Consider the following 22,143-nt stretch of genomic DNA (forward strand, 5'->3'; position numbering starts at 1 on the left):
CACCACCCCACGGGGCTCCGCCCCGGACCCCGCGGCTCAATCGCCGCAGGGGCTTAAAAGGCCTGCTCAAGCGCCGCGCGGGCTTGAAGGGCCTGCTCAAGCGCCGCGGGGGCTTGAAGGGCCTGCTCAATCGCCGCAGGGGCTTAAGAGTGCTCAGGGGGCGGAGATGCCCACCCCTCTCCTCGTCCTCGACATCGTCGGTCTCACCCCCCGTCTGCTCGATCACATGCCCAACCTTCAACGCCTCGGCCGGGACGGCTCCCGCGCCCCGCTCGGGACCGTGTTGCCCGCCGTCACCTGCGCCGCCCAGTCCACCTTTCTGACCGGCGCGATGCCCGCCGAGCACGGGATCGTCGGCAACGGGTGGTACTTCCGTGAGCTCGGTGACGTGCTGCTGTGGCGGCAGCACAACGGGCTCGTCGCCGGGGACAAACTGTGGGACGCCGCCCGTCGGGCTCACCCCGGTTACACGGTCGCCAATATCTGCTGGTGGTACGCCATGGGCGCCGACACCGACATCACCGTCACTCCCCGTCCCGTCTACTACGCCGACGGCCGCAAGGAACCCGACTGCTACACCCGGCCCCCGGCCCTGCACGACGAACTCACCGACAAGCTCGGCACGTTCCCCCTGTTCCACTTCTGGGGTCCGGGCGCCGACCTCGTCTCGAGCCAGTGGATCGTCGACGCCACCCGGCACGTCCTGGACACCCGTCACCCCGACCTGATCCTGAGCTACCTCCCGCATCTCGATTACGACTTGCAGCGCTACGGCCCAGACGACCCGCGTTCCCACCGGGCGGCCGCCGATCTCGACGCCGCCCTCGCCCCGCTCCTGGACGACGCCCGCGCCGAAGGCCGCACCGTCGTCGCCCTGTCCGAGTACGGCATCACCCGCGCCGACCGCCCCGTCCACATCAACCGGGCGCTGCGCCGCGCCGGACTGCTCGAGGTGCACACGCAGGACGGCATGGAGTACCTCGACCCGATGGCTTCCCGCGCCTTCGCCGTCGCGGATCACCAGATCGCGCACATCTACGTACGCCGGCCCGAGGACCTCGACGCCACCCGGGAAGCGCTCGCCGACGTGCCCGGCATCGAGCAACTCCTCGACGACGAGGGCAAGAAGGCGCACCAGCTCGACCACCCGCGCTCCGGCGAACTCGTCGCGATCGCCGAGGCCGATGCCTGGTTCACGTACTACTACTGGCTCGACGACGCCCGCGCGCCCGACTTCGCGCAGCTCGTCGAGATCCACCGCAAACCCGGCTACGACCCGGTCGAACTCTTCATGGACCCCCTCGACCCCTATGTGAAGGTCAAGGCGGCCACCGCCCTCGCCCGCAAGAAGCTCGGCATGCGCTACCGCATGGCCGTCGTCCCGCTGGACGCCTCGCCTATTCGCGGCAGCCACGGACGGCTCCCGACGAGCGATGAAGAAGGTCCGCTCATCCTGTGCTCCACCCCCCACGCGTTCTCCGGCCGCGTCGCGGCCACCGAAGTGAAAGCCCTGCTCCTCGCTCTGGCCGGAGGAGCAGAAGCAGTTACAGAGAGTGAAGCACACGCCACTGACAACGCCCGGACCGAGAGAAGGCACCCGTGACCGAACTCCACCGCACCACCGCCGCAGATGCGGCAGCAGGCCCCGACGAAGCCCTCAGATCGCGCCTCGGCATCAACCGCCGCCGCTTCCTCAGCACCTGCACCGCGGTCGCAGGCGCCGCCATCGCCGCGCCCGTCCTCGGCGCGGCCCCCGCCCTCGCCCAGCCGGCGACCGGCACCGCCACCAGCTCCGGCGGCGGCCTCGGCACCAGGCTCGTACCCGCGGACAAGCGCGGCATCATCCTCTACACCGTGCGCGACGCCACCGGCCGCGATCCGCTGACCAGCACCCTGCCCTCCGGATTCCGCGAGGTGTTCAAGGAGCTGGCCCGCTACGGCTACAAGCAGGTCGAGTTCGCCGGGTACGGCCAGCACGCCAACGCGCCCGGAGGGGCGAACCTGGAGTCCGTCGCGGGCGCGAAGCTGCTGCGCTCCTGGCTCGACGAGTACGGCCTGCGCGCCCAGGGCAACCACGGTTTCATCCCGTCGTCCTGGCCGCTCACCCAGGCCGACACCGACCAGTTCAAGAAGCATCTGGAGATCGCGAACATCCTCGGCATGGACCACATGGGCACCGGCGGCGACCCCACCGGCAGTTCGTACAAGGCGGACTGGGACGTCGCCGCCGACAAGTGGAACGCGCTGGGGCGGATCGCGGACCGCGCGGGCCTCAAGCTCTACACGCACAACCACGACGCGGCGTACGGATTCCTCATCGACGGAGGGCCGCTCGACGACCAGGGTCGCCCGACCCGCAGCTCCGGCATCCGCAAGCTCGAGTACTTCCTGCGGATCAGCGACCCGAAGTCGGTGTGGCTGGAGATGGACATCTTCTGGGCGCACGTGGCCCAGTACAAGTTCCACACCTACACCGCGCACGACGGCTCCACGCGCGAGAAGGTCTTCGACCCGGCCGCCCTCGTCGTCGCCCACAACGCGCGCTACCCGCTCTTCCACGCGAAGGACGGCACCCGCAACGACACCAGCGGAGAGGGCTACGACATGGTGCCCTTCGGCGAAGGTGTCATCGACTACCGGACGTTCTTCAAGCGGGTCGGCGCCCGCAACTACCGCAACCCCATGGTCGAGCAGGACAACGCGCCCAGCTCCACCGTCCCCGCCCAGTCCCTGACCCACGCCCGTATCGGCTACGACAACCTGGCCGCACTCAGGAAATAGCGCACACCACATGAGTGGGGCCCGGCCGACATGGCCGGGCCCCACTCAACTGTTACGGACGCGCTTTACGTGATCATGTCAATGACACCGCCTTCTTGTTCCGACCGGGCTGCCGCAACAGCAGCGCCACGAGCGCCGACAGCATGGAGATCCCGCCGGCCAGGGCGTACGCCCCGTTGTAACCCCAGGCGCCGACCACCATCGAGCCGAGTCCGCCGCCAAACAGACCACTGACGAGCTTCCCGCTGTACACCAGGCCGTAGTTGGTGGCGTTGAAGTTCTCCCCGAAGTAGTCCGGGGTCAGCGCCGCGAACATCGGGTAGAACGCGCCGCCACCGAAGCCGGACAGGAACGCGAAGACCAGGAACAGCCATTCGCTGTGCATGTCGCCCGCCCAGATGATGCCGAACTGGGCGAGTCCGAGAACGACGATCACGAGGATCAGGCTCGCCTTGCGGCCCCAGATGTCCGACATCCAGCCGACCACGGCACGGCCGACCCCGTTGATGACCGCCATGACACCCATCGACGACGCGGCCACGAGCGGACCGAAGCCGACCTCCTTGGCGAAGTCGACCTGGAAGGAGATGCCGAAGATCGACACACCTGCCGTCAGGACCAGGCTCAGCCACATCAGCGGCAGTTGACCCGTCTTGATGGCCTCCATGGGCGTGAACTGCTTGACCGCGGGCGGGTTCTTGGCCAGGGCCGCCTGGGTCTTGCTGTTGCCCGACTTCGCCAGCGGGTCGACTTCGGAGGGCCACCAGTTCTTCGGCGGGTCCCGGAAGAAGAACGCGCACACCAGCACGACGACCAGTACGTACGCACCGATCATGTCGAGCACACGGTGGTAGTTCGACGTGTCGAAGGCGTAGTTGAAGATGAAGATGAACGGAAGCGACCCATAGGCGAAGCCTCCGTTGACGAAACCTGTCCTGCCGCCTTTGCGTTCGGGGTACCACTTGCCGACCATGTTGATGCAGGTCGCGTACACGAACCCGGAGCCGAGCCCGCCGATGACGCCGAATCCGAGGATGGCCAGCCACACGTTGTGGAGGTGTGACAGGGCCAGGAACCCGATGAGACACATGAAGGAGCCGACATACATGGCCCGGCGGGCCGGCATGATGCCCTTCTCCCGCAGCCAGCCGGCCGGGAACGCCACACCCGCCTGGAAGAACACCCAAATGCTCAGGATCCAGAAGGTGTTGGACTGCGTCCAGCCGTGTGCCGACGACAGTGTGTCCTCGGCGGACCCGTAGGCGTACTCGGAGACACTGATGGCCATCATCGCGACCCATGGCAGATACACCATGAACTTGCGGGAGTGGCCGAGGATGTCGCGGTCGGTCTCGCCCACCCGGTAGATCCGGCCGTGCTCATCGGTGATTTCTCGGTACCGGCTCCCCGTAGCCGGTGCCGTATTACTAGCGGAGACAGGTTCCGCTGTCATATCAAGCCATCTCCTCACCTAGGGGTTGTGGGTTGGGGCGGATCCCACGGTTCTTGGGCCTACCGGGCGGGGACAGGAAGATGGCCACGAAGCCGGCGAAGAACGAAATGCAGCCGGCCAGGATGAACGCACCGGAGTGCCCCCAGGCGCCGACGACGACGGACCCCATGCCCGCGCCGAGCCCTGAGACGAGCTTGGAGCTGTAGACCATGCCGTAGTTGGTGGCGTTGTTGTTCTCCCCGAAGTAGTCCGCGGTCAGGGCCGCGAACATCGGGAAGATCGCGCCGCCACCGAAGCCGGAGATCGCGGAGAAGATCAGGAACATCGCGAGGAGCTGCTCCGACGCCGACCAGATGATGCCGAACTGGGCCAGGCCCAGGATCACGCAGACCGCCAGCAGGCACTGCTTGCGCCCGTACCGGTCGGAGAGCCAGCCGATGACACCGCGACCGGTGCCGTTGACGACCGCCTTGAGTGACATCGCGGTCGCCACGATGCCGCCCGCGAAGCCCGCTTCCTTGCCGATGTCGACCTGGAAGGCGATGCCGAAGATGTTCACGCCCGACGTACAGGCGAGACAGAACCACATCAGCCCCACGCGGCCGGTCTTCCACGCCTCCGACGGGCTGTACTGCTTGACGGCCGGCGGGTTCTTCTCCAGGGACCTGCGGGCTCGCGGGTCCGCAGGCGGGTTGAGCGGGTCGACGTTCGCCGGCCACCAGTTCTTCGGCGGATCCTTGAAGAAGTAGCCGGCCACGGCGACCACCCCGGCGAGCAGCACACCCACCGAGACCAGCACCCAACGGAAGTTGGTCAGGTCCATGAACCCGGTGAAGAGGAAGACGAACGGCACCGAACCGTAGGCGAAACCGCCGTTGACGAAGCCGGTCTTGCCACCCCTGCGCTCCGGATACCACTTGCCGACCATGTTGACGCAGGTCGCGTACACCATGCCCGCGCCCATACCGCTGAACATGCCGAAGCCGATGTACGCGACGATGACGTGCGGCGCGTAGGCCAGCGACAGATAGCCGAGCAGTGTGCCGGCCGCACCGAGCATCATCGCCCAGCGGGCCGCCAGTTTGCCGCTCTCCCGCAGCCTGCCCGCGGGCATGGCCACGGCGGCCTGGAAGAAGATCCAGACGGTCATCATCCAGAAGATGTGTCCGCTGTTCCAATGGTGCGCGGTGTGCAGTGTGTCCTCGGCGGACGCGAACGCGTACTCCGCTGACGAGATGCCCATCATGCCCACCCAGGGCAGGATGACCATCCACTTGCGCCCGCGACCCATGATGTCGATGTCGGTCTCGCCAACCCGGTACATCCGGCCGTTGGCGTCCGTCACCTCCCTGTAGGGGACGGAATTCGGCAGATCGGTTGTTGTCATGTCGATCGTTTCCCTTGCGTCGAAAGAACTGGGCAGCGCCCCCTGTCCACATGTCTTTCGTGTGCGCACGGGTCCTGGGTCCGGTCGGCGCACACCGCCGACCGGACCCGCCGCTCGCCTACGTCATCGAGCGCCCCCCAACTTCCCTGCCGCGCGGGCCCACTTGTACTTCGCGCCGAGCACCGCGACGGGCTTCTCGGTCGTGTACGGGTACGCGACGACACCCCGGTCGAAGAGGTACTGGCACGCCTCCTCGACCTCGACGTCGCCGGCCAGCGAGGCCACCACGGGCTTCTCGATGCCGCGCTCCCGGAACTCCTGGACGACGCGCGCCGTCACCTCCGCGAACACCATGGGCGGGGTGACGATGGTGTGCCAGTAGCCGAGCACCAGCGAATGGATCCGCGGGTCCTCGAGCCCGAGCCGGATCGTCGCCTCGTACGTCGACGGGGGCTCGCCGCCCGTGATGTCCACGGGGTTGCCGGCGGCGCCGAAGGGCGGAATGAACGCGCGGAATGCCGCGTCCAAGTCGTCTGGGATCTCCATGAGTTGGAGCCCGTTGTCCATCACCGCGTCCGAGAGCAGCACACCCGAACCGCCCGCCCCCGTGATGATCACGACGTTGTCGCCCTTGGGGGTCGGAAGCACCGGCAGCGCCCGCGCGTACTCCAGCATGTCGTTCAGGCCCGGTGCCCGGATGACACCGGCCTGCTTGAGGATGTCCTCGTACACGGCGTCGTCGCCCGCGAGCGCGCCCGTGTGCGAACCGGCCGCCTTGGCGCCCGCCGCGGTACGTCCCGCCTTCAGGACGACGACCGGCTTCTTCGGCACGGTCTCGCGCGCGGCCGCCACGAAGGCCCGCCCGTCCTTGAGGTCCTCCAAGTGCATCGCGATGCAGTCGGTGTTGGGGTCCTCGCCGAACCAGGTCAGCAGGTCGTCCTCGTCGAGGTCCGACTTGTTGCCGAGCCCGACGATCGCCGAGACACCCGTCTTCGTGGTGCGCGCGAAGCCCAGGATGGCCATGCCGATGCCGCCGGACTGACTAGTAAGGGCGACGCCGCCCTTCACGTCGTACGGCGTGCAGAACGTGGCGCACAGGTCCTGCCACGTCGAGTAGTAGCCGTAGATGTTCGGGCCGAGGAGGCGGGTGCCGTAGCGCTCGGCGATGGCCACGATCTCGTCCTGGAGCTCCTGCTCGCCGGTCTCGGCGAACCCGGAGGGGATGAGCACCGCGTTGGGAATGCCCTTGCGACCCACCTCCTCGAGTGCCGAGGCCACGAACTTGGCGGGGATCGCGAAGATCGCCACGTCGACGTCGCCGGGGACGTCCGTGACGCTCTTGTACGCCTTGCGGCCCAGGATGTCGTCGGACTTCGGGTTCACCGGGTGGATCTCGCCGGAGAAGCCGCCGTCGATGAGGTTGCGCATCACCGAGTTGCCGATCTTGCCCTGCTCGTTCGAGGCACCGATCACGGTGACGGAGCGCGGCTCCATCAGCCGTCGCATCGTGCCCAGGATCTCCTCCCGGGTGTACGTGCGCCGCTTCTTCGGCTCGCCTTCGGCGAGGATGACGCGGATGTCGGCGGCGAGCGCGCCCTTCGGGGTCGCGATCACCGGGTTGAGGTCGACCTCGGCTATCTCCGGGAAATCCGAGACCAGTTGGGACACTCGGCGGATCTGCTCGGCCAGTGCCTCCCGGTCGACACCCTTGGCGCCGCGCACTCCGCGCAGCACCTCCGCGGCCTTGATCGAGTCGAGCATGTCGAGGGACTCGTCCGCCGTCACCGGCGCGAGCCGGAAGGTGACGTCCTTGAGCACCTCGACCAGGACGCCGCCGAGCCCGAAGGCGACGACCTTGCCGAAGGTCGGGTCGGTGACGGACCCGACGATGACCTCCTGGGTGTCGGGCCCGGTGGGCAGCAGTTCCTGCACCTGGATGCCGGTGATGTGGGCATCGGCCGCGTAGGCGTGCGCGTTGTCGACGATCCGCTGGTACGCCTCCCGTACGGCGGCCTCGCCCTCCACTCCGACGATGACGCCGCCGGCGTCGGTCTTGTGCAGGATGTCGGGCGAGACGATCTTGAGCACCACGGGTCCGCCGAAGCGGGCCGCGGCCGCCACCGCCTGGTCGGCATCGGTCGCGAGCTCCTCGCCGGGGACGGCGATCCCGTACGCGTCGGCGATCACCTTTCCCTCGGGCGCGGTGAGCGCTGTACGTCCCTCGGCCCGTACGGCATCGAGCAGCGCCCGTACCTTGAGCTCACGTTCCTCGGCCATCAATCAGATCACTCCGTTCGACTTAAGCAGGTGCAACTCTTCGTCCCCGAGGCCGAGTTCACCGATGAAGACCTCCGCGTTGTGCTCGCCGAGCAGCGGGGAGGAGGTGACGTCGACGGGGGAGTCGGAGAGCTTGAGAGGGGAACCGACGGTCTTGAAGGAGCCGCGTCCCGAGTGCGGCACTTCGACGACCATCTCGTTGGCGACCAGCGACTCGTCCTCGATGATCTCTTTGGTGGAGAGGATCGGGCCGCAGGGGATGTTGTGGGCGTTGAGCTTGTCCAACACCTCCCACTTGGGGAGCGTCGAGGACCACTCCTCGATGAGCTGGAACATCTTGTTCAGCTTCGGAAGGCGTGCCTCGGGTGTCGCCCAGTCGGCGTCCTCGGTCAGTTCGGGCCGCCCGATCAGCTCGGTGAGTGGCTTCCAGCCGACGGGCTGGACGATGACGTAGACGTAGTCGTTGGGCCCGCCGGGTGCGCACTTGACGGCCCAGCCGGGCTGTCCGCCGCCGGAGGCGTTGCCGGAACGGGGCACCTCGTCGCCGAAGTCCTCGTTCGGGTACTCGGCCAACGGGCCGTGTGCCAGGCGCTGTTGGTCGCGTAGCTTGACGCGGCACAGGTTGAGGACCGCGTGCTGCATGGCGACGTTCACGCGCTGTCCGCGCCCCGTGTTCTCGCGCTGGAACAGGGCGGCGAGGATGCCGGCGACGGTGTGGATGCCGGTGCCGGAGTCGCCGATCTGTGCGCCGGTCGCGAGGGGCGGCCCGTCCTCGAAGCCGGTGGTCGACATGGAGCCGCCCATGGCCTGGGCCACCACTTCGTAGGCCTTGAAGTTGGTGTACGGGCCGTCGCCGAAGCCCTTGATGGAGGCGTAGATGATGCGGGGGTTGATCTCCTGGATGCGGTCCCAGGTGAAACCCATCCGGTCCACGGCGCCGGGTCCGAAGTTCTCCACCAACACGTCCGACCTGCGGATGAGTTCGGTGAGCAGCTCCTTGCCGCGCTCTGTCTTGGTGTTCAGGGTGATGCTCCGCTTGTTGCAGTTGAGCATCGTGAAGTAGAGGGAGTCGACGTCCGGGATGTCACGCAGCTGTTTGCGCGTGATGTCACCGGTCGGCGCCTCCAGTTTGACGACGTCCGCACCCAGCCACGCCAGCATCTGCGTGGCGGATGGGCCTGACTGGACATGGGTCATGTCCAGGACGCGCACACCCTCGAGTGCCTTGGTCACGAACGACTCACCTCGCTACTGGTCCACGGTCGGTCCACCGTCGGCTCGTACATTGCATACAGTCGCCGAATACTGTATGAAAACTGGTATCCCGCATTGAGTGGGTGGTGTCCAGGGGGCGTGCAGCACTTTTCCTTTCCGTAGCCGAATCAGTGGCTGAAGCAGGAACTGAGACAGGAGCCGCAAAATGGACCTGTACGAACACCAGGCGAGGGACCTGTTCGCGGAGCACGGCATCCCCGTCCCGCGGGCCGAGGTCACCGAATCCGCCAAGGAGGCACGCGAGTTCGCGCGCAGGCTCGGCGGTCGCGTCGTCGTCAAGGCGCAGGTCAAGACGGGCGGACGCGGAAAGGCGGGCGGCGTCAAGCTCGCCGCCGACCCGGCCGCCGCCGAACTGGCGGCGCGCCAGATCCTCGGCATGGACATCAAGGGCCACACCGTACGAAGGGTGATGCTGGCCCAACCCGTCGACATCGAAGCCGAGTTCTACGTCTCCTACGTCCTCGACCGCGCGGCCGGCACCTTCCTCGCCATCGCCTCCGCCGAGGGCGGCATGGACATCGAGGAGGTCGCCGCCACCCGGCCCGAGGCCGTGGCCCGGATCCCCATCGACCCGGCCGTGGGTGTCACCTCCGCCGTCGGGGCCCGCATCGCCGAGGCGGCGGGACTGCCGCCGCAGACCGTCGACGTCCTCGTCCGCCTGTGGGACGTCCTGACCCGCGAGGACGCGCTGCTCGTCGAGGTGAACCCACTCGTGTGCACCGCGCAGGGGCAGATCCTCGCACTCGACGGCAAGGTCACCCTCGACGACAACGCCCGCTTCCGCAAAGCCCGTTGGGGCATCGACGAGCAGGCGGACCACGAGGAGCCCCTGGAGGCGCGGGCCGCCGCCAAGGGACTCAACTACGTCAAGCTCGACGGCGAGGTCGGCATCATCGGCAACGGCGCCGGGCTCGTCATGTCCACCCTCGACGTGGTCGCGGGCTGCGGCGCGAAGCCCGCCAACTTCCTCGACATCGGCGGCGGCGCCTCCGCGCAGATCATGGCGGACGGGCTCGACGTCATCCTCTCCGACCCGGCCGTGAAGTCCGTCTTCGTCAACGTCTTCGGTGGCATCACCGCCTGCGACGCGGTCGCCGACGGCATCGTCCAGGCCCTGGAGCACGTCCAGTTGACCAAGCCGCTCGTCGTCCGCCTCGACGGCAACAACGCCGCGCGCGGCCGGACCATCCTCGAGGAGCGCGCGCACCCGCTGGTCGAGCAGGCCACCACCATGGACGGCGCCGCCCGCCAGGCGGCGGACCTCTCCCTCGCCACCAACACCCGCTGAGGAGAACGGACATGGCCATCTACCTGACCCAGGAGAGCAAGGTCCTCGTCCAGGGCATGACCGGAGCCGAGGGCATGAAGCACACCCGCCGCATGCTCCAGGCGGGCACGAACGTCGTCGGCGGCGTCAACCCCCGCAAGGCCGGGAGCAGCGTCGACCTCGAAGGACGCGAGATCCCCGTCTTCGGCGGCGTCGCCGAGGGCATGGCCGCCACCGGAGCCGACGTCACCGTCGTCTTCGTCCCGCCGGCCTTCGCCAAGGGTGCCGTGATCGAGGCGGCCGACGCGGGCATCCCGCTCGCCGTCGTCATCACGGAGGGCATCCCGGTGCACGACGCCGTGACCTTCCAGGCGTACGCGAAGCAGCAGGGCACCCGCGTCATCGGCCCCAACTGCCCGGGGCTCATCTCGCCCGGCGCCTCGAACGCGGGCATCATCCCGGCCGACATCACCAAGCCGGGCAGCATCGGACTCGTCTCCAAGTCCGGCACCCTCACCTACCAACTCATGTACGAGCTGCGCGACATCGGCTTCTCGACGTGCGTGGGCATCGGCGGCGACCCCGTCATCGGCACCACGCACATCGACTGCCTCGAAGCGTTCGAGGCCGACCCCGAGACCGAACTCATCGTCCTCATCGGGGAGATCGGCGGCGACGCCGAGGAACGGGCCGCGGTTCACATCCGCGAGCACGTCACCAAACCCGTCGTCGGCTACATCGCCGGATTCACCGCGCCCGAGGGCAAGACGATGGGCCACGCAGGCGCCATCGTCTCCGGTTCATCGGGTACGGCGGAGGCCAAGAAGAAGGCGCTCGAAGCGGCCGGCGTCCGCGTCGGATCGACACCGACGGAGACGGCGCGACTCGTCCAGGACCGACTCGCCGACGGGCAGTGACGCTTCTCATAGGCGCCAACTGGCCATCTACGTAAGGCTATTGGCATACGGGAGGTGTCCGCTGGGCACCTCCCGTCCACAGCACCACCAGCCATCAAGTTCCCCCGCCCCGATTGTGCAACGTGAGCGGAGACCGAAGACCATGGCAATCACCCTCAACACACCCACCCTCAAGTCCGGTACGTCCTGGGCCGACGCCTGGCAGCGCTGTCTCGCCGTCGCCCCCGAGGCGTTCCGCGACGACCGCGTCCTGAACCTGTGGGACGGCGCCTGGCAGGCCGACGGCCGCGCCCTGCCCGCTACCAGCCCCGTCGACGGCAGCCCCATCGCGGGCCCGCCCCGACTCGACGCCGACGTTGCCCACCAGGCCGTGCGCGCCTCCCTCGACCAGCACCGCGCCTGGCGGCACGTCCCGCTTCCCGAGCGGCGCGCCCGCGTCGCCGCGACCCTCGACGCCCTCACCGAGCACCGCGAACTCCTCGCCCTGCTCCTGGTCTGGGAGATCGGCAAGCCGTGGCGGCTCGCGCAGGCCGACGTGGACCGCGCCATCGACGGCGTGCGCTGGTACGTCGACGGCATCGACGACATCCTCGGCGAGCGCACCCCGCTCGCAGGACCCGTGTCGAACATCGCCAGCTGGAACTACCCGATGAGCGTGCTCGTGCACGCCATGCTGGTCCAGGCGCTGGCCGGCAACGCGGTCATCGCCAAGACACCCACCGACGGCGGTGTCTCGTGCCTCACCCTGGCCTGCGCGCTCGCCGCCCGCGAGGGCATCCCGGTCACGCTGGTCAGCGGCAGCGGCGGGCAGCTCTCCGAGGCGCTCGTGCGGGCGCCGGAGATCGGCTGCGTATCCTTCGTCGGCGGCCGGGACACGGGCGCGGCGGTCGCCACGGACGTCGCCGACCTCGGCAAGCGGCACATCCTGGAGCAGGAGGGCCTCAACACTTGGGGCATCTGGAACTTCACCGACTGGGACAGGCTGACGGCCGCCCTGCCCAAGCTGTTCGACTACGGGAAGCAGCGCTGCACCGCCTACCCGCGGTTCGTCGTGCAGCGCGAGGCCTTCGACGACTTCCTCGCCGCCTACCTGCCCGCCGTACGCACCCTGCGCGTCGGCCACCCGCTGGCCGTCGAGCACCCCGAAGACCCGTACCCGGCACTGGACTTCGGGCCGCTCATCAACGCGGCGAAGGCGAAGGAACTGCACGACCAGGTCGCGGAGGCGATCGACCGCGGAGCCGTCCCGCTGCACCGCGCCGACCCCGACCCGGCGCTGTTCCTGCCGGGCCAGGACACGAGCGCGTACATGCATCCGGTGACACTGCTCGGCCCGCCGCCGTCCTCGCCGCTGCACCACGCCGAGCCGTTCGGCCCGGTCGACACCATCGTGCTCGTCGACACGGAGGCGGAACTCCTCGCGGCGATGAACGCGTCCAACGGCGCCCTCGTCGCCACCCTGTCCACCGACGACGAGGCGACGTACGAGCGGCTCGCCCCGCAGATCCGGGCGTTCAAGGTCGGCCACGGCAAGCCGCGTTCGCGCGGGGACCGGGACGAGCTGTTCGGCGGCTTCGGGGCGTCGTGGCGCGGCGCGTTCGTGGGCGGCGAACTCCTGGTCCGCGCGGTCACCGAAGGGCCGAAGGGGGAGCGGCTGCCGGGCAACTTCCCCGAGTACCAGCTGATGCCCTGACGTAGACGCAGCTGCGGCGGGGTCCCGCGTGGCGCAGGGGGCGCTCCCCGCCGCACGTGGACCCCGCCGCCGTGCCGCGGGGCGAGTTCTCGCCCGCCCCGCGCACACGATGTGTCGACCGGATACTGTGTACAGGCTCGGATTGCCCTCGGCAAGAACTACGACAACTCCCATGCGAGAAGCGTGGATCGAGACACCGTGGACGCAGGACGGAAGGGGCGCGATGTTGCCGACCGCAGGACTGCCACAGGGTGCGGTGCCCAAGCTGGACCGGCCGGGACCGCTGCGCGAGCGGGTCTACGGCGCGCTCCTCGAACTCATCATCACCCGCGTCCTGCCGCCGGGCGCACACCTCGTCGAGACGGAACTCGCGGTGCAGCTCGGGGTGTCGAGGCAGCCCGTACGGGAGGCGCTGCAGCGCCTCAGTACCGAGGGGTGGGTCGATCTGCGGCCCGCGCAGGGCGCGTTCGTGCACGAGCCGACCGAGGACGAGGCGGACCAGCTCCTGAGGGTCCGCCAGCTCCTGGAGACGGAGGCGGTACGGCTCGCCGCGGGCAAGGCCGACGCCGCCGCGGTCGCCGCGCTGGAGGAGCTGTGCGAGGCGGGGGAGCGGGCGGTCGCGGCGGACGACGTGGAGGCGGCGGTCGCGCTCAACGCACAACTGCACGGCACGGTAATGGAGTTGGCGGCGAACGAGGTTCTCGCGGAGCTGGCCGCACAGGTCGACCGCCGGGTGCGCTGGTACTACACGCCGGTGGCGCGGCAGCGCGGCCACCAGTCCTGGGCGGAGCACCGGGAGCTGATCGCGGCGCTCGCGAACCGGGACGAGGGCCGCGCGGCGGAGGTCATGCGCGCGCACACCGAGCACACGCGCACGTCGTACCACCAGAGGGCGAAGTAGGCGGGCGAAGCAGCGGCCCAACTGCCTTGCACCGTCCGGTTCTCGCTGTCGCCAAGGATTGCATACAGTCGACGAATACTGTATGAAGAGTGGTATCCGTCCCGACCTTCTTACTCCGAACGCGCAAGCGAAGAGATGGGGTGTCGATCATGACCAAGGCTCTTGAGGGCGTGCGGGTCCTCGATATGACGCACGTTCAGTCGGGCCCGTCCGCAACCCAGTTGCTGGCGTGGCTGGGTGCGGACGTCGTCAAACTGGAGGCGCCGACCGGTGACATCACGCGCAAACAGCTGCGTGACATCCCGGACGTCGACTCCCTCTACTTCACGATGCTCAACTCCAATAAGCGGAGCATCACCCTCAATACTAAGAGTGACCGCGGCAAGGAGATCCTCACGGAGCTGATCCGCCGCTCGGACGTCATGGTGGAGAACTTCGGACCGGGCGCCGTGGACCGGATGGGCTTCACGTGGGACCGCATCCAGGAGATCAACCCCCGCATCATCTACGCCTCCATCAAGGGCTTCGGCGACGGCCCGTACACCAACTTCAAGGCCTACGAGGTCGTCGCCCAGGCGATGGGCGGCTCGATGGCCACCACCGGCTTCGAGGACGGACCGCCGACGGCCACGGGCGCGCAGATCGGTGACTCCGGCACCGGCATCCACACCGTCGCCGGCATCCTGGCGGCGCTCTTCCAGCGCGAGAGCACCGGGCGCGGGCAGCGCGTGAACGTCGCCATGCAGCACGCGGTCCTCAACCTGTGCCGCGTCAAGCTGCGCGACCAACAGCGCCTCACGCACGGACCGTTGGCCGAGTACCCGAACGAGGACTTCGGCGACGAGGTGCCCCGCTCCGGCAACGCCTCCGGCGGCGGACAGCCCGGCTGGGCCGTCAAGTGCGCACCCGGCGGACCCAACGACTACGTCTACGTCATCGTCCAGCCCGTCGGCTGGAAGCCGATGGCCGAGCTGATAGGCAGGCCGGAGATGGCGGACGACCCGGAGTGGTCGACGCCGGAGGCGCGCCTTCCGAAGCTGGGCAAGATGTTCCAGCTCATCGAGGAGTGGTCCTCGACGCTCCCCAAGTGGGAGGTGTTGGACAAGCTCAACGCCCACAACGTCCCCTGCGGCCCGATCCTCTCCACCAAAGAGATCATCGAGGACGAGTCGCTGGTGGCCAATGACATGGTCGTCGAGGTGCCGCACTCGGGACGCGGCTCGTACACCACGGTCGGCAACCCGCTCAAACTCTCCGACTCGCCGACCACCATCTCCGGCTCCCCGCTCCTGGGCGAGCACAACTCCGCCATCTACGCCGACGAACTCGGCTTGGATGCCGCGGAGTTGGCGCAACTTGTCGAGCAGGGTGTCATCTGAGATGGACGGCACCGTGGTCGACCGCCTCGTCGAGGCGAACGAACGGTACGCCGCCGCGTTCACCGATCCCGGCATGGACGCCCGCCCGGTCCTCGAGGTGGCCGTCGTCGCCTGCATGGACGCCAGGATCGACCTGCACGCCGCGCTCGGCCTGGAACTCGGCGACTGTCACACCGTCCGCAACGCGGGCGGTGTGGTCACCGACGACACCATCCGTTCGCTCGCCATCAGCCAACGGGCGCTCGGCACCCGCAGCGTGGTGCTGATCCACCACACAGGATGCGGTCTCGAATCGCTGAGCGAGGACTTCCGGCACGAGCTGGAACGCGAGGTCGGCCAGCGGCCGACGTGGGCGGTGGAGGGCTTCACCGACGTCGACCAGGATGTGCGGCAGTCCCTGCGGAAGGTGCGCACGTCGCCCTTCCTGCCGCACACCGACGACGTCCGCGGATTCGTCTTCGACGTTCGGACGGGGCTGTTGCGGGAGATCACCGCGTAGCCCCGTTCCACCCAACCAACCGCATGCAATTGCTGCGCCGCATCGCGGCAGCTCATGTGCCGCTTCATGTATCGCTGACGAGGGGGTCGCCCCGTGTCGTACCGCACCGCACTCGATCACGTCCTGACCGGCGCCGTTGCATCCGGCGGCGAACCGGCCCGCACACAAGGAAGATTCCCCCGCTCCGGCGTCACTGCGCTCGGCCGCGCCGGACTCCTCGGCCTTACCGTCGCCCCCGAACTCGGCGGCGGCGGGCGAGGGTTGGCCGAGGCCGCCGATGTCGTGGCGCGCGTCGCCCGCGTCTGTCCGGCCGCCGCGGCCGTGCTCCGCTCGCACTACGCTGCGGTGGCCGTCGTCGAGGCGCACGGCGGCGCCTGGGTGCGCGCCGAGATCGCCGCCGGGCGCCACCTGTGCTCGCTCGCCCTGGAGGAGGACGGGCCGGAGTTCGCGGCGCGCCGCACCGGCGAGGTCGTCACCCTTCGGGGCCGCAAGCGCCAGGTGGTCGCGGCAGGGGAGGCCGACAGCTACGTCTGGTCGAGCGGGCTGTCCGGGGCCGGGGCGTCCGGGACTGGGCCGTCCGGGGCCGGGCCCTCCGAGGTCGGCCCCGGAGGCCGGAGTCTGTGGCTGGTCCCGGCCCACGCCCCCGATCTGTACGTGCCGGCCCGGGCCGCGGGACCGGGGCCGAGCGGCAGCGCGACCTCGACGGTCTGCGCCGACCCCGTGCGCGTACCGGCCTCGGCCCTGCTCGGCGAGGACGGGGACGGCGAACGGCTGGTGCGGGAACTTGTGCTGCCGTGGCTGACCGAACTGGCCGCCGCGGCGGACACAGTGCCGGGCCAGGAGCCCGCGCTCGTGGCCTCGTGAACACCCGCCCGGTGTACGGAAGTCGGCCGATCGACTCCGCTCGATTTCGTCCCACTCCTTTACACCGGGCTTCTGTATACAGAAGTCTGTATGGGGTAGTGCCTGGGTCTCCTGCACCCGCGCCGGAGGCCCGCATGACGGAAGGCGGAGCGATCATGACGACCAGCGGGACGGACGTGTCGGTCGAGAGCGTGGTCAGGAGGGCGGCAGTGGCGCACCGCGGCGAGCGCGGCGCGCTGTTGCCCGTACTCCACGCCGTGCAGGCCGAGTTGGGGTGCGTACCGCAGGAGGCGATCCCCGTCCTCGCCGACGAGTTCAACCTGTCGAGGGCCGACGTGCACGGAGTGGTGACCTTCTACCACGACTTCCGCCGCGAGCCCGCGGGCCGCTCCGCCGTCCGCATCTGCCGCGCCGAAGCCTGCCAGGCCCTGGGTGCCGACCGGCTGTTGAGCCACGTACGGGAGTCGGGCCTGACGCTCGGCGACACCAGCGCCGACGGCGGTGTCACGGTCGAGCAGGTCTTCTGTCTCGGCAATTGTGCGCTCGGCCCCTCGGTGGAGGCGAACGGCGGGCTGCACGGGCGCGTGACCCCGGCCCGGCTCGGCGCGATCCTCAACGGGACGGTGTGAGAGGTGACTTCCGACCACGTGACTTCGGACGGCATGACGACCGCGTACGTCCCCCGTGACGCCGCGGCCCGCTCCGTCGGCGCTGACGAAGTGGCGCAGCAACTCCAACTCGCCGCGATCGACGGCGGGTTCGGAGTCGACGTCGTCCGCAACGGCTCGCGCGGACTGCTCTGGCTCGAACCCCTCGTGGAGGTCGTGACCCCCGAAGGCCGCATCGGCTACGGTCCGGTCACCCCCGACGACGTCCCCGACCTCCTCGCCGCCGGAATGCTCGACGGCGCCGACCACCCGCTGCGGCTCGGCCCGGTCGACCAACTCCCTTGGCTGGCACGGCAGAACCGCGTCACCTTCGCCCGCGTCGGCATCACCGACCCGCTCTCGCCCGAGGACTACGAGGCCCACGGCGGCCTCCAAGGGCTGCGCGCGGCCCTGGAGATGCCGCCCGCCGACGTCGTCACCGAGGTCACCGACTCCGGGCTCCGCGGTCGCGGCGGCGCCGGCTTCCCGGCGGGCATCAAGTGGAAGACGGTGCTGGACTGCGCTGACGACACCAAGTTCATCTGCTGCAACGCCGACGAGGGCGACAGCGGCACCTTCGCCGACCGCATGGTCATGGAGGGCGACCCCTTCCTCCTCATCGAGGGCATGACGATCGCCGCCCACGCCGTCGGCGCCCGCGAGGGCTACATCTACATCCGCTCCGAATACCCCGACGCCATCGCCACGATGGGCGCCGCGATCGACATCGCCCGCGGCCGCGGCTGGCTCGGCGCCGGCATCCTCGGCTCGTCCCTCGACTTCGACCTTCACATCCGCGTCGGCGCCGGTGCGTACATCTGCGGCGAGGAGACCTCCATGCTGGAGAGCCTGGAGGGCAAGCGCGGCATGGTCCGCGCGAAACCCCCGATCCCCGCGATCGAGGGCCTCTTCGGCAGGCCGACCGTGGTGAACAACGTCCTCACACTCACCACCGTCCCCGTCGTCCTCGCCGACGGCGCCAAGGCCTACCAGGACCTCGGCGTCGGCCGCTCCCGCGGCACCCAGGTCTTCCAGCTCGCCGGCAACATCAAGCGCGGCGGCATCGTCGAGACCGCCTTCGGCATCACCCTGCGCGAGCTGATCGAGGACTACGGCGGCGGCACCCTCAGCGGCCGACCCGTGCGCGCCGTGCAGGTGGGCGGGCCACTCGGCGCGTATCTGCCGGAGGAACGGCTCGACCTGCCGATGGACTACGAGGCGCTCGCCGAGGCCGGGGCGATGCTCGGGCACGGCGGCGTCGTCGTCTTCGACGACACCGTCGACATGGCGGCGCAGGCCCGCTTCGCGATGGAGTTCTGCGCCGAGGAGTCCTGCGGCAAGTGCACGCCGTGCAGGGTCGGTTCGGTGCGCGGCGTCGAGGTCATCGACCGGATCGTGGCCGGTGAGCAGCAGGACGAGAATCTCGCGCTGCTCGAGGACCTGTGCGAGCTGATGACCGATGGTTCACTGTGTGCCATGGGCGGGCTCACCCCGATGCCCGTGCGCAGCGCGCTCGCGCACTTCGCCGACGACTTCGTCGGCCGCGGCGACCGTCGGCTCCTGGAGATCCACCCCGTACAGCGGGGCAACACTCGAACGGAGGGCCAGGCATGACGCTTCTGAAGGAACCCGACTTCGGCACTCCGGAACGCCCCGGAGCGGCCACGGTCTCGGTGGAGATCGACGGACAACAGGTGACGGTCCCCGAGGGCACATCCGTGATGCGGGCTGCCGCCGAGGCGGGCATCGATGTACCGAAGCTGTGCGCCACCGACAGCCTGGAGGCGTTCGGCTCCTGCCGGCTGTGCGTCGTCGAGATCGACGGCAGGCGCGGCACCCCGGCGTCCTGTACGACGCCGTGCGCGGACGGCATGTCGGTGAAGACGCAGACCCCGAAGGTGGAGAAGCTCCGTCAGGGCGTCATGGAGCTCTACATCTCCGACCACCCGCTCGACTGCCTCACCTGCCCCGCCAACGGTGACTGCGAACTCCAGGACATGGCAGGCGTGGTGGGTCTGCGCCAGGTCCGCTACGGCTACGAGGGTGCCAACCACCTCGACGCCGAGAAGGACACCTCCAACCCGTACTTCGACTTCGACCCGTCGAAGTGCATCGCCTGCTCGCGCTGTGTCCGCGCCTGTGACGAGGTGCAGGGCACGTTCGCCCTCACCATCGAGGGGCGCGGCTTCGAGTCGAAGGTGTCGGCGGGCGCGGGGGAGTCGTTCATGGACTCCGAGTGCGTGTCCTGCGGCTCCTGCGTCCAGGCCTGCCCGACGTCAACTCTCCAGGAAAAGTCCGTAGTTGACCTCGGCATGCCGACCCGGTCCGTGGTCACCACCTGCGCGTACTGCGGTGTCGGCTGCTCGTTCAAGGCCGAGCTGCGCGGCGACGAACTCGTCCGCATGGTCCCCCACAAGGACGGCGGCGCCAACGAGGGCCACTCCTGCGTCAAGGGTCGCTTCGCCTTCGGCTACGCCACCTACCCCGACCGCAAACTCAAGCCCATGGTCCGCGAGCGCATCACCGACCCGTGGCGCGAGGTCGAGTGGGACGAGGCCATCGGTACCGTCGCGCGCCGCTTCCGCGAGATCCAGGGCACGTACGGATCGGGCTCCATCGGCGCCATCTCCTCCTCCCGCTGCACCAACGAGGAGGTGTACGTCGTCCAGAAGATGGTCCGCGCCGCCTTCGGCAACAACAACGTCGACACCTGCGCCCGCGTCTGCCACTCGCCCACCGGCTACGGCCTCAAGCAGACCTTCGGCGAATCGGCCGGCACCCAGGACTTCCGCTCCGTCGCCGAGGCCGACGTCATCATGGTCATCGGCGCCAACCCCACTGACGGACACCCGGTGTTCGCGTCGCGGATGAAGCGCCGGCTGCGCGAGGGCGCCGGTCTGATCGTCGTCGACCCGCGCCGCATCGACCTGGTGCGCACCCCGCACATCGAGGCCCAGCACCACCTCCAGCTGCGCCCCAGCACGAACGTCGCCGTCGTCAACGCGATGGCACACGTCGTCGTCACCGAGGGCCTCACCGACGAGAACTTCGTCGCGGAGCGCTGCGAGGGGTACGCGGAGTGGGCCGAGTTCGTGGCCCGCCCGGAGAACAGCCCCGAGGCGACCGAGGAGATCAGCGGCGTCCCCGCCGCCGACCTGCGCGCGGCGGCCCGCCTCTACGCGTCCGCGGGCAACGGCGCGATCTACTACGGCCTCGGTGTCACCGAGCACAGCCAGGGCTCGACGATGGTCATGGGAATGGCCAACCTGGCGATGGCCTGCGGAAACATCGGCCGCGACGGCGTCGGCGTCAACCCGCTGCGCGGGCAGAACAACGTTCAGGGCTCCTGCGACATGGGCTCCTTCCCGCACGAGCTGCCCGGCTACCGGCACATCTCCGACGACGCCGTGCGGGGTGTCTTCGAGAACCTGTGGGGCCGGGAGCTGCTGCCGGAACCGGGCCTGCGCATCCCCAACATGTTCGACGCGTCGATCGACGGCGACTTCCGCGGCCTGTTCGTGCACGGCGAGGACATCGCCCAGTCCGACCCGAACCTCCAGCACGTCACGGCGGCCCTCGAAGCCATGGAACTCGTCGTGGTCCAGGACCTGTTCCTCAACGAGACCGCGAAGTTCGCCCACGTCTTCCTGCCCGGCGCCTCCTTCCTGGAGAAGGACGGCACGTTCACCAACGCCGAGCGGCGCGTCAACCGGGTGCGGTCGGTGATGCCACCGAAGGCGGGCAAGCACGAGTGGCAGATCGTGTGCGAGATCGCCACCGCCATGGGCTACGCCATGGACTACGACCACCCGTCGCAGATCATGGACGAGATCGCCTCGGTCACCCCGACCTTCGCCGGTGTCTCCTTCGACCTCATCGACAAGCTCGGCAGCATCCAGTGGCCGTGCAACGAGGAGGCCCCCGAGGGCACACCGACCATGCACGTCGACGCGTTCACGCGCGGCAAGGGCAGGTTCGTGGTCACCTCCTACGTACCGACCAACGAACGCAGCACGCGCCGCTTCCCGCTGGTCCTCACCACGGGCCGCATCCTCAGCCAGTACAACGTCGGCGCGCAGACCCGCCGCACCGGCAACGTCGCCTGGCACCCCGAGGACATCCTGGAGGTGCATCCCCACGATGCGGAGGAGCGCGGCATCACCGACGGCGACCTCGTCACCCTCTCCAGCCGCGTCGGCGCGACGGCGCTGCACGCGCAGATCTCCGACCGGATGCCACCGGGCGTCGTCTACACCACGTTCCACCACCCGGTGACGGGCGCGAACGTGGTGACGACGGAGAACTCCGACTGGGCCACCAACTGCCCGGAGTACAAGGTGACAGCCGTACAGGTCGGCCTCGCGCCCAAGGCACTCGCGGAACAGCAGGGCGCCGAGGAACTCGTCACGGTGGTGGACTGACATGACACACACTGACGGGGCACACACCGTCCCGGCGGAACGCCGGATGGCGAACGACATCGCCGCCCACCAGGGCCACCTTCCGGACGCCGCCGCGGCGGAGGCGATCGCCGGACACCTCACCCGGTTCTGGGACCCGAGGATGCGGACGCGGCTCTACGCGCTCGTGGACGACGGAGCGGGCGGCCTCGATCCGCTCGTGGTCTCGGCCGTGAAACTCATGCGCTGAGACCGTCCCGGCCACCTTCCCAGCGGCCGCCGCGCGCCAGGGCACGCGCGGCGGCCGCACCCACTTCTCCATGTGTCGTCGGTTCCGCGTGCTGTGCGGCGCGCGCCCGGTGACATGTGCGTACCTCCACACCCTCGAAGCCAGGAGGCACCA

17 protein-coding genes are annotated in these 22,143 nt (G+C 69.1%); 13 read left to right on the forward strand and 4 right to left on the reverse strand.

Translation table 11 applies throughout. The annotated features are described in order from the left end of the window. Nucleotides 1-166 precede the first annotated feature (166 nt). Both ABT004_RS27420 and ABT004_RS27425 read left to right on the forward strand, forming a co-directional pair. Nucleotides 167-1,603: an alkaline phosphatase family protein gene (locus ABT004_RS27420; RefSeq protein ID WP_351342004.1), complete on the forward strand. Its 1,437-nt coding sequence runs from the start codon at nt 167-169 to the stop codon at nt 1,601-1,603. After that, nucleotides 1,600-2,781 (forward strand): sugar phosphate isomerase/epimerase family protein, encoded by a 1,182-nt coding sequence (locus ABT004_RS27425; RefSeq protein ID WP_351342006.1) that lies wholly within the window; start codon nt 1,600-1,602, stop codon nt 2,779-2,781. Before ABT004_RS27420 ends, ABT004_RS27425 begins: the two co-directional genes overlap by 4 nt. A 73-nt stretch (nt 2,782-2,854) precedes the next feature. On the opposite strand, the gene ABT004_RS27430 is transcribed toward ABT004_RS27425, so the two are convergent. The 4 genes from ABT004_RS27430 to frc (ABT004_RS27445) all read right to left on the reverse strand — a co-directional run bounded on the left by ABT004_RS27430 (nt 2,855) and on the right by frc (ABT004_RS27445) (nt 9,131). Next, the gene (locus ABT004_RS27430) at nt 2,855-4,234 is read right to left on the reverse strand and encodes an OFA family MFS transporter (RefSeq protein ID WP_351342008.1); all 1,380 of its coding nucleotides are present in this window, start codon (nt 4,232-4,234) and stop codon (nt 2,855-2,857) included. A gap of 1 nt (nt 4,235) precedes the next feature. Beyond that, entirely contained in the window at nt 4,236-5,621 is a 1,386-nt protein-coding gene (locus ABT004_RS27435; protein ID WP_351342010.1) for an OFA family MFS transporter, read from the reverse strand. Nucleotides 5,622-5,744: 123 nt separating this feature from the next. Next, on the reverse strand, nt 5,745-7,898 hold the full coding sequence (locus ABT004_RS27440) for an acetate--CoA ligase family protein (protein ID WP_351342012.1): 2,154 nt from the start codon (nt 7,896-7,898) through the stop codon (nt 5,745-5,747). 3 nt (nt 7,899-7,901) lie between these two features. Next, nucleotides 7,902-9,131, reverse strand: a complete 1,230-nt coding sequence (gene frc / locus ABT004_RS27445) for a formyl-CoA transferase (protein WP_351342014.1) — start codon at nt 9,129-9,131, stop codon at nt 7,902-7,904. Nucleotides 9,132-9,318: 187 nt separating this feature from the next. On the opposite strand from frc (ABT004_RS27445), the gene sucC reads away from it, so the two are divergent. From sucC to ABT004_RS27500, 11 genes are all read left to right on the forward strand, one after another. Then, nucleotides 9,319-10,461, forward strand: a complete 1,143-nt coding sequence (gene sucC / locus ABT004_RS27450) for an ADP-forming succinate--CoA ligase subunit beta (protein ID WP_351342016.1) — start codon at nt 9,319-9,321, stop codon at nt 10,459-10,461. An 11-nt stretch (nt 10,462-10,472) separates the two neighbouring features. Beyond that, entirely contained in the window at nt 10,473-11,357 is an 885-nt protein-coding gene (sucD, locus tag ABT004_RS27455; RefSeq protein WP_351342018.1) for a succinate--CoA ligase subunit alpha, read from the forward strand. Between the two features lie 142 nt (nt 11,358-11,499). Further along, nucleotides 11,500-13,050, forward strand: coding sequence for an aldehyde dehydrogenase family protein (locus tag ABT004_RS27460; protein ID WP_351342020.1), 1,551 nt, complete (start codon nt 11,500-11,502; stop codon nt 13,048-13,050). 223 nt (nt 13,051-13,273) lie between these two features. After that, nucleotides 13,274-13,951 carry a GntR family transcriptional regulator gene (locus ABT004_RS27465; RefSeq protein WP_351342022.1) on the forward strand — a complete coding sequence of 226 codons (678 nt, stop codon included), beginning with the start codon at nt 13,274-13,276 and terminating at the stop codon, nt 13,949-13,951. A 149-nt stretch (nt 13,952-14,100) separates the two neighbouring features. After that, complete coding sequence (frc, locus tag ABT004_RS27470; RefSeq protein ID WP_351342024.1) at nt 14,101-15,330, forward strand: formyl-CoA transferase; 1,230 nt, start codon at nt 14,101-14,103, stop codon at nt 15,328-15,330. Then, on the forward strand, nt 15,287-15,829 hold the full coding sequence (locus ABT004_RS27475; protein WP_451192795.1) for a beta-class carbonic anhydrase: 543 nt from the start codon (nt 15,287-15,289) through the stop codon (nt 15,827-15,829). Before frc (ABT004_RS27470) ends, ABT004_RS27475 begins: the two co-directional genes overlap by 44 nt. Before the next feature lie 93 nt (nt 15,830-15,922). Further along, the gene (locus tag ABT004_RS27480; protein WP_351342028.1) at nt 15,923-16,693 is read left to right on the forward strand and encodes an acyl-CoA dehydrogenase family protein; all 771 of its coding nucleotides are present in this window, start codon (nt 15,923-15,925) and stop codon (nt 16,691-16,693) included. 134 nt (nt 16,694-16,827) lie between these two features. Continuing rightward, nucleotides 16,828-17,322, forward strand: coding sequence for an NAD(P)H-dependent oxidoreductase subunit E (locus tag ABT004_RS27485; protein WP_351342030.1), 495 nt, complete (start codon nt 16,828-16,830; stop codon nt 17,320-17,322). Nucleotides 17,323-17,355: 33 nt separating this feature from the next. Then, complete coding sequence (locus ABT004_RS27490) at nt 17,356-18,954, forward strand: formate dehydrogenase beta subunit (RefSeq protein WP_351342046.1); 1,599 nt, start codon at nt 17,356-17,358, stop codon at nt 18,952-18,954. Further along, nucleotides 18,951-21,761, forward strand: a complete 2,811-nt coding sequence (fdhF, locus tag ABT004_RS27495) for a formate dehydrogenase subunit alpha (RefSeq protein ID WP_351342032.1) — start codon at nt 18,951-18,953, stop codon at nt 21,759-21,761. Before ABT004_RS27490 ends, fdhF begins: the two co-directional genes overlap by 4 nt. A 1-nt stretch (nt 21,762) precedes the next feature. Next, a complete protein-coding gene (locus ABT004_RS27500) occupies nt 21,763-21,990 on the forward strand; it encodes a formate dehydrogenase subunit delta (RefSeq protein WP_351342034.1) in 228 nt (75 codons plus the stop codon). The last annotated feature ends 153 nt before the right edge of the window (nt 21,991-22,143 follow it).

Origin of the sequence: Streptomyces sp. NPDC002790, assembly GCF_040295505.1 — a bacterium.
Classification (GTDB): domain Bacteria; phylum Actinomycetota; class Actinomycetes; order Streptomycetales; family Streptomycetaceae; genus Streptomyces.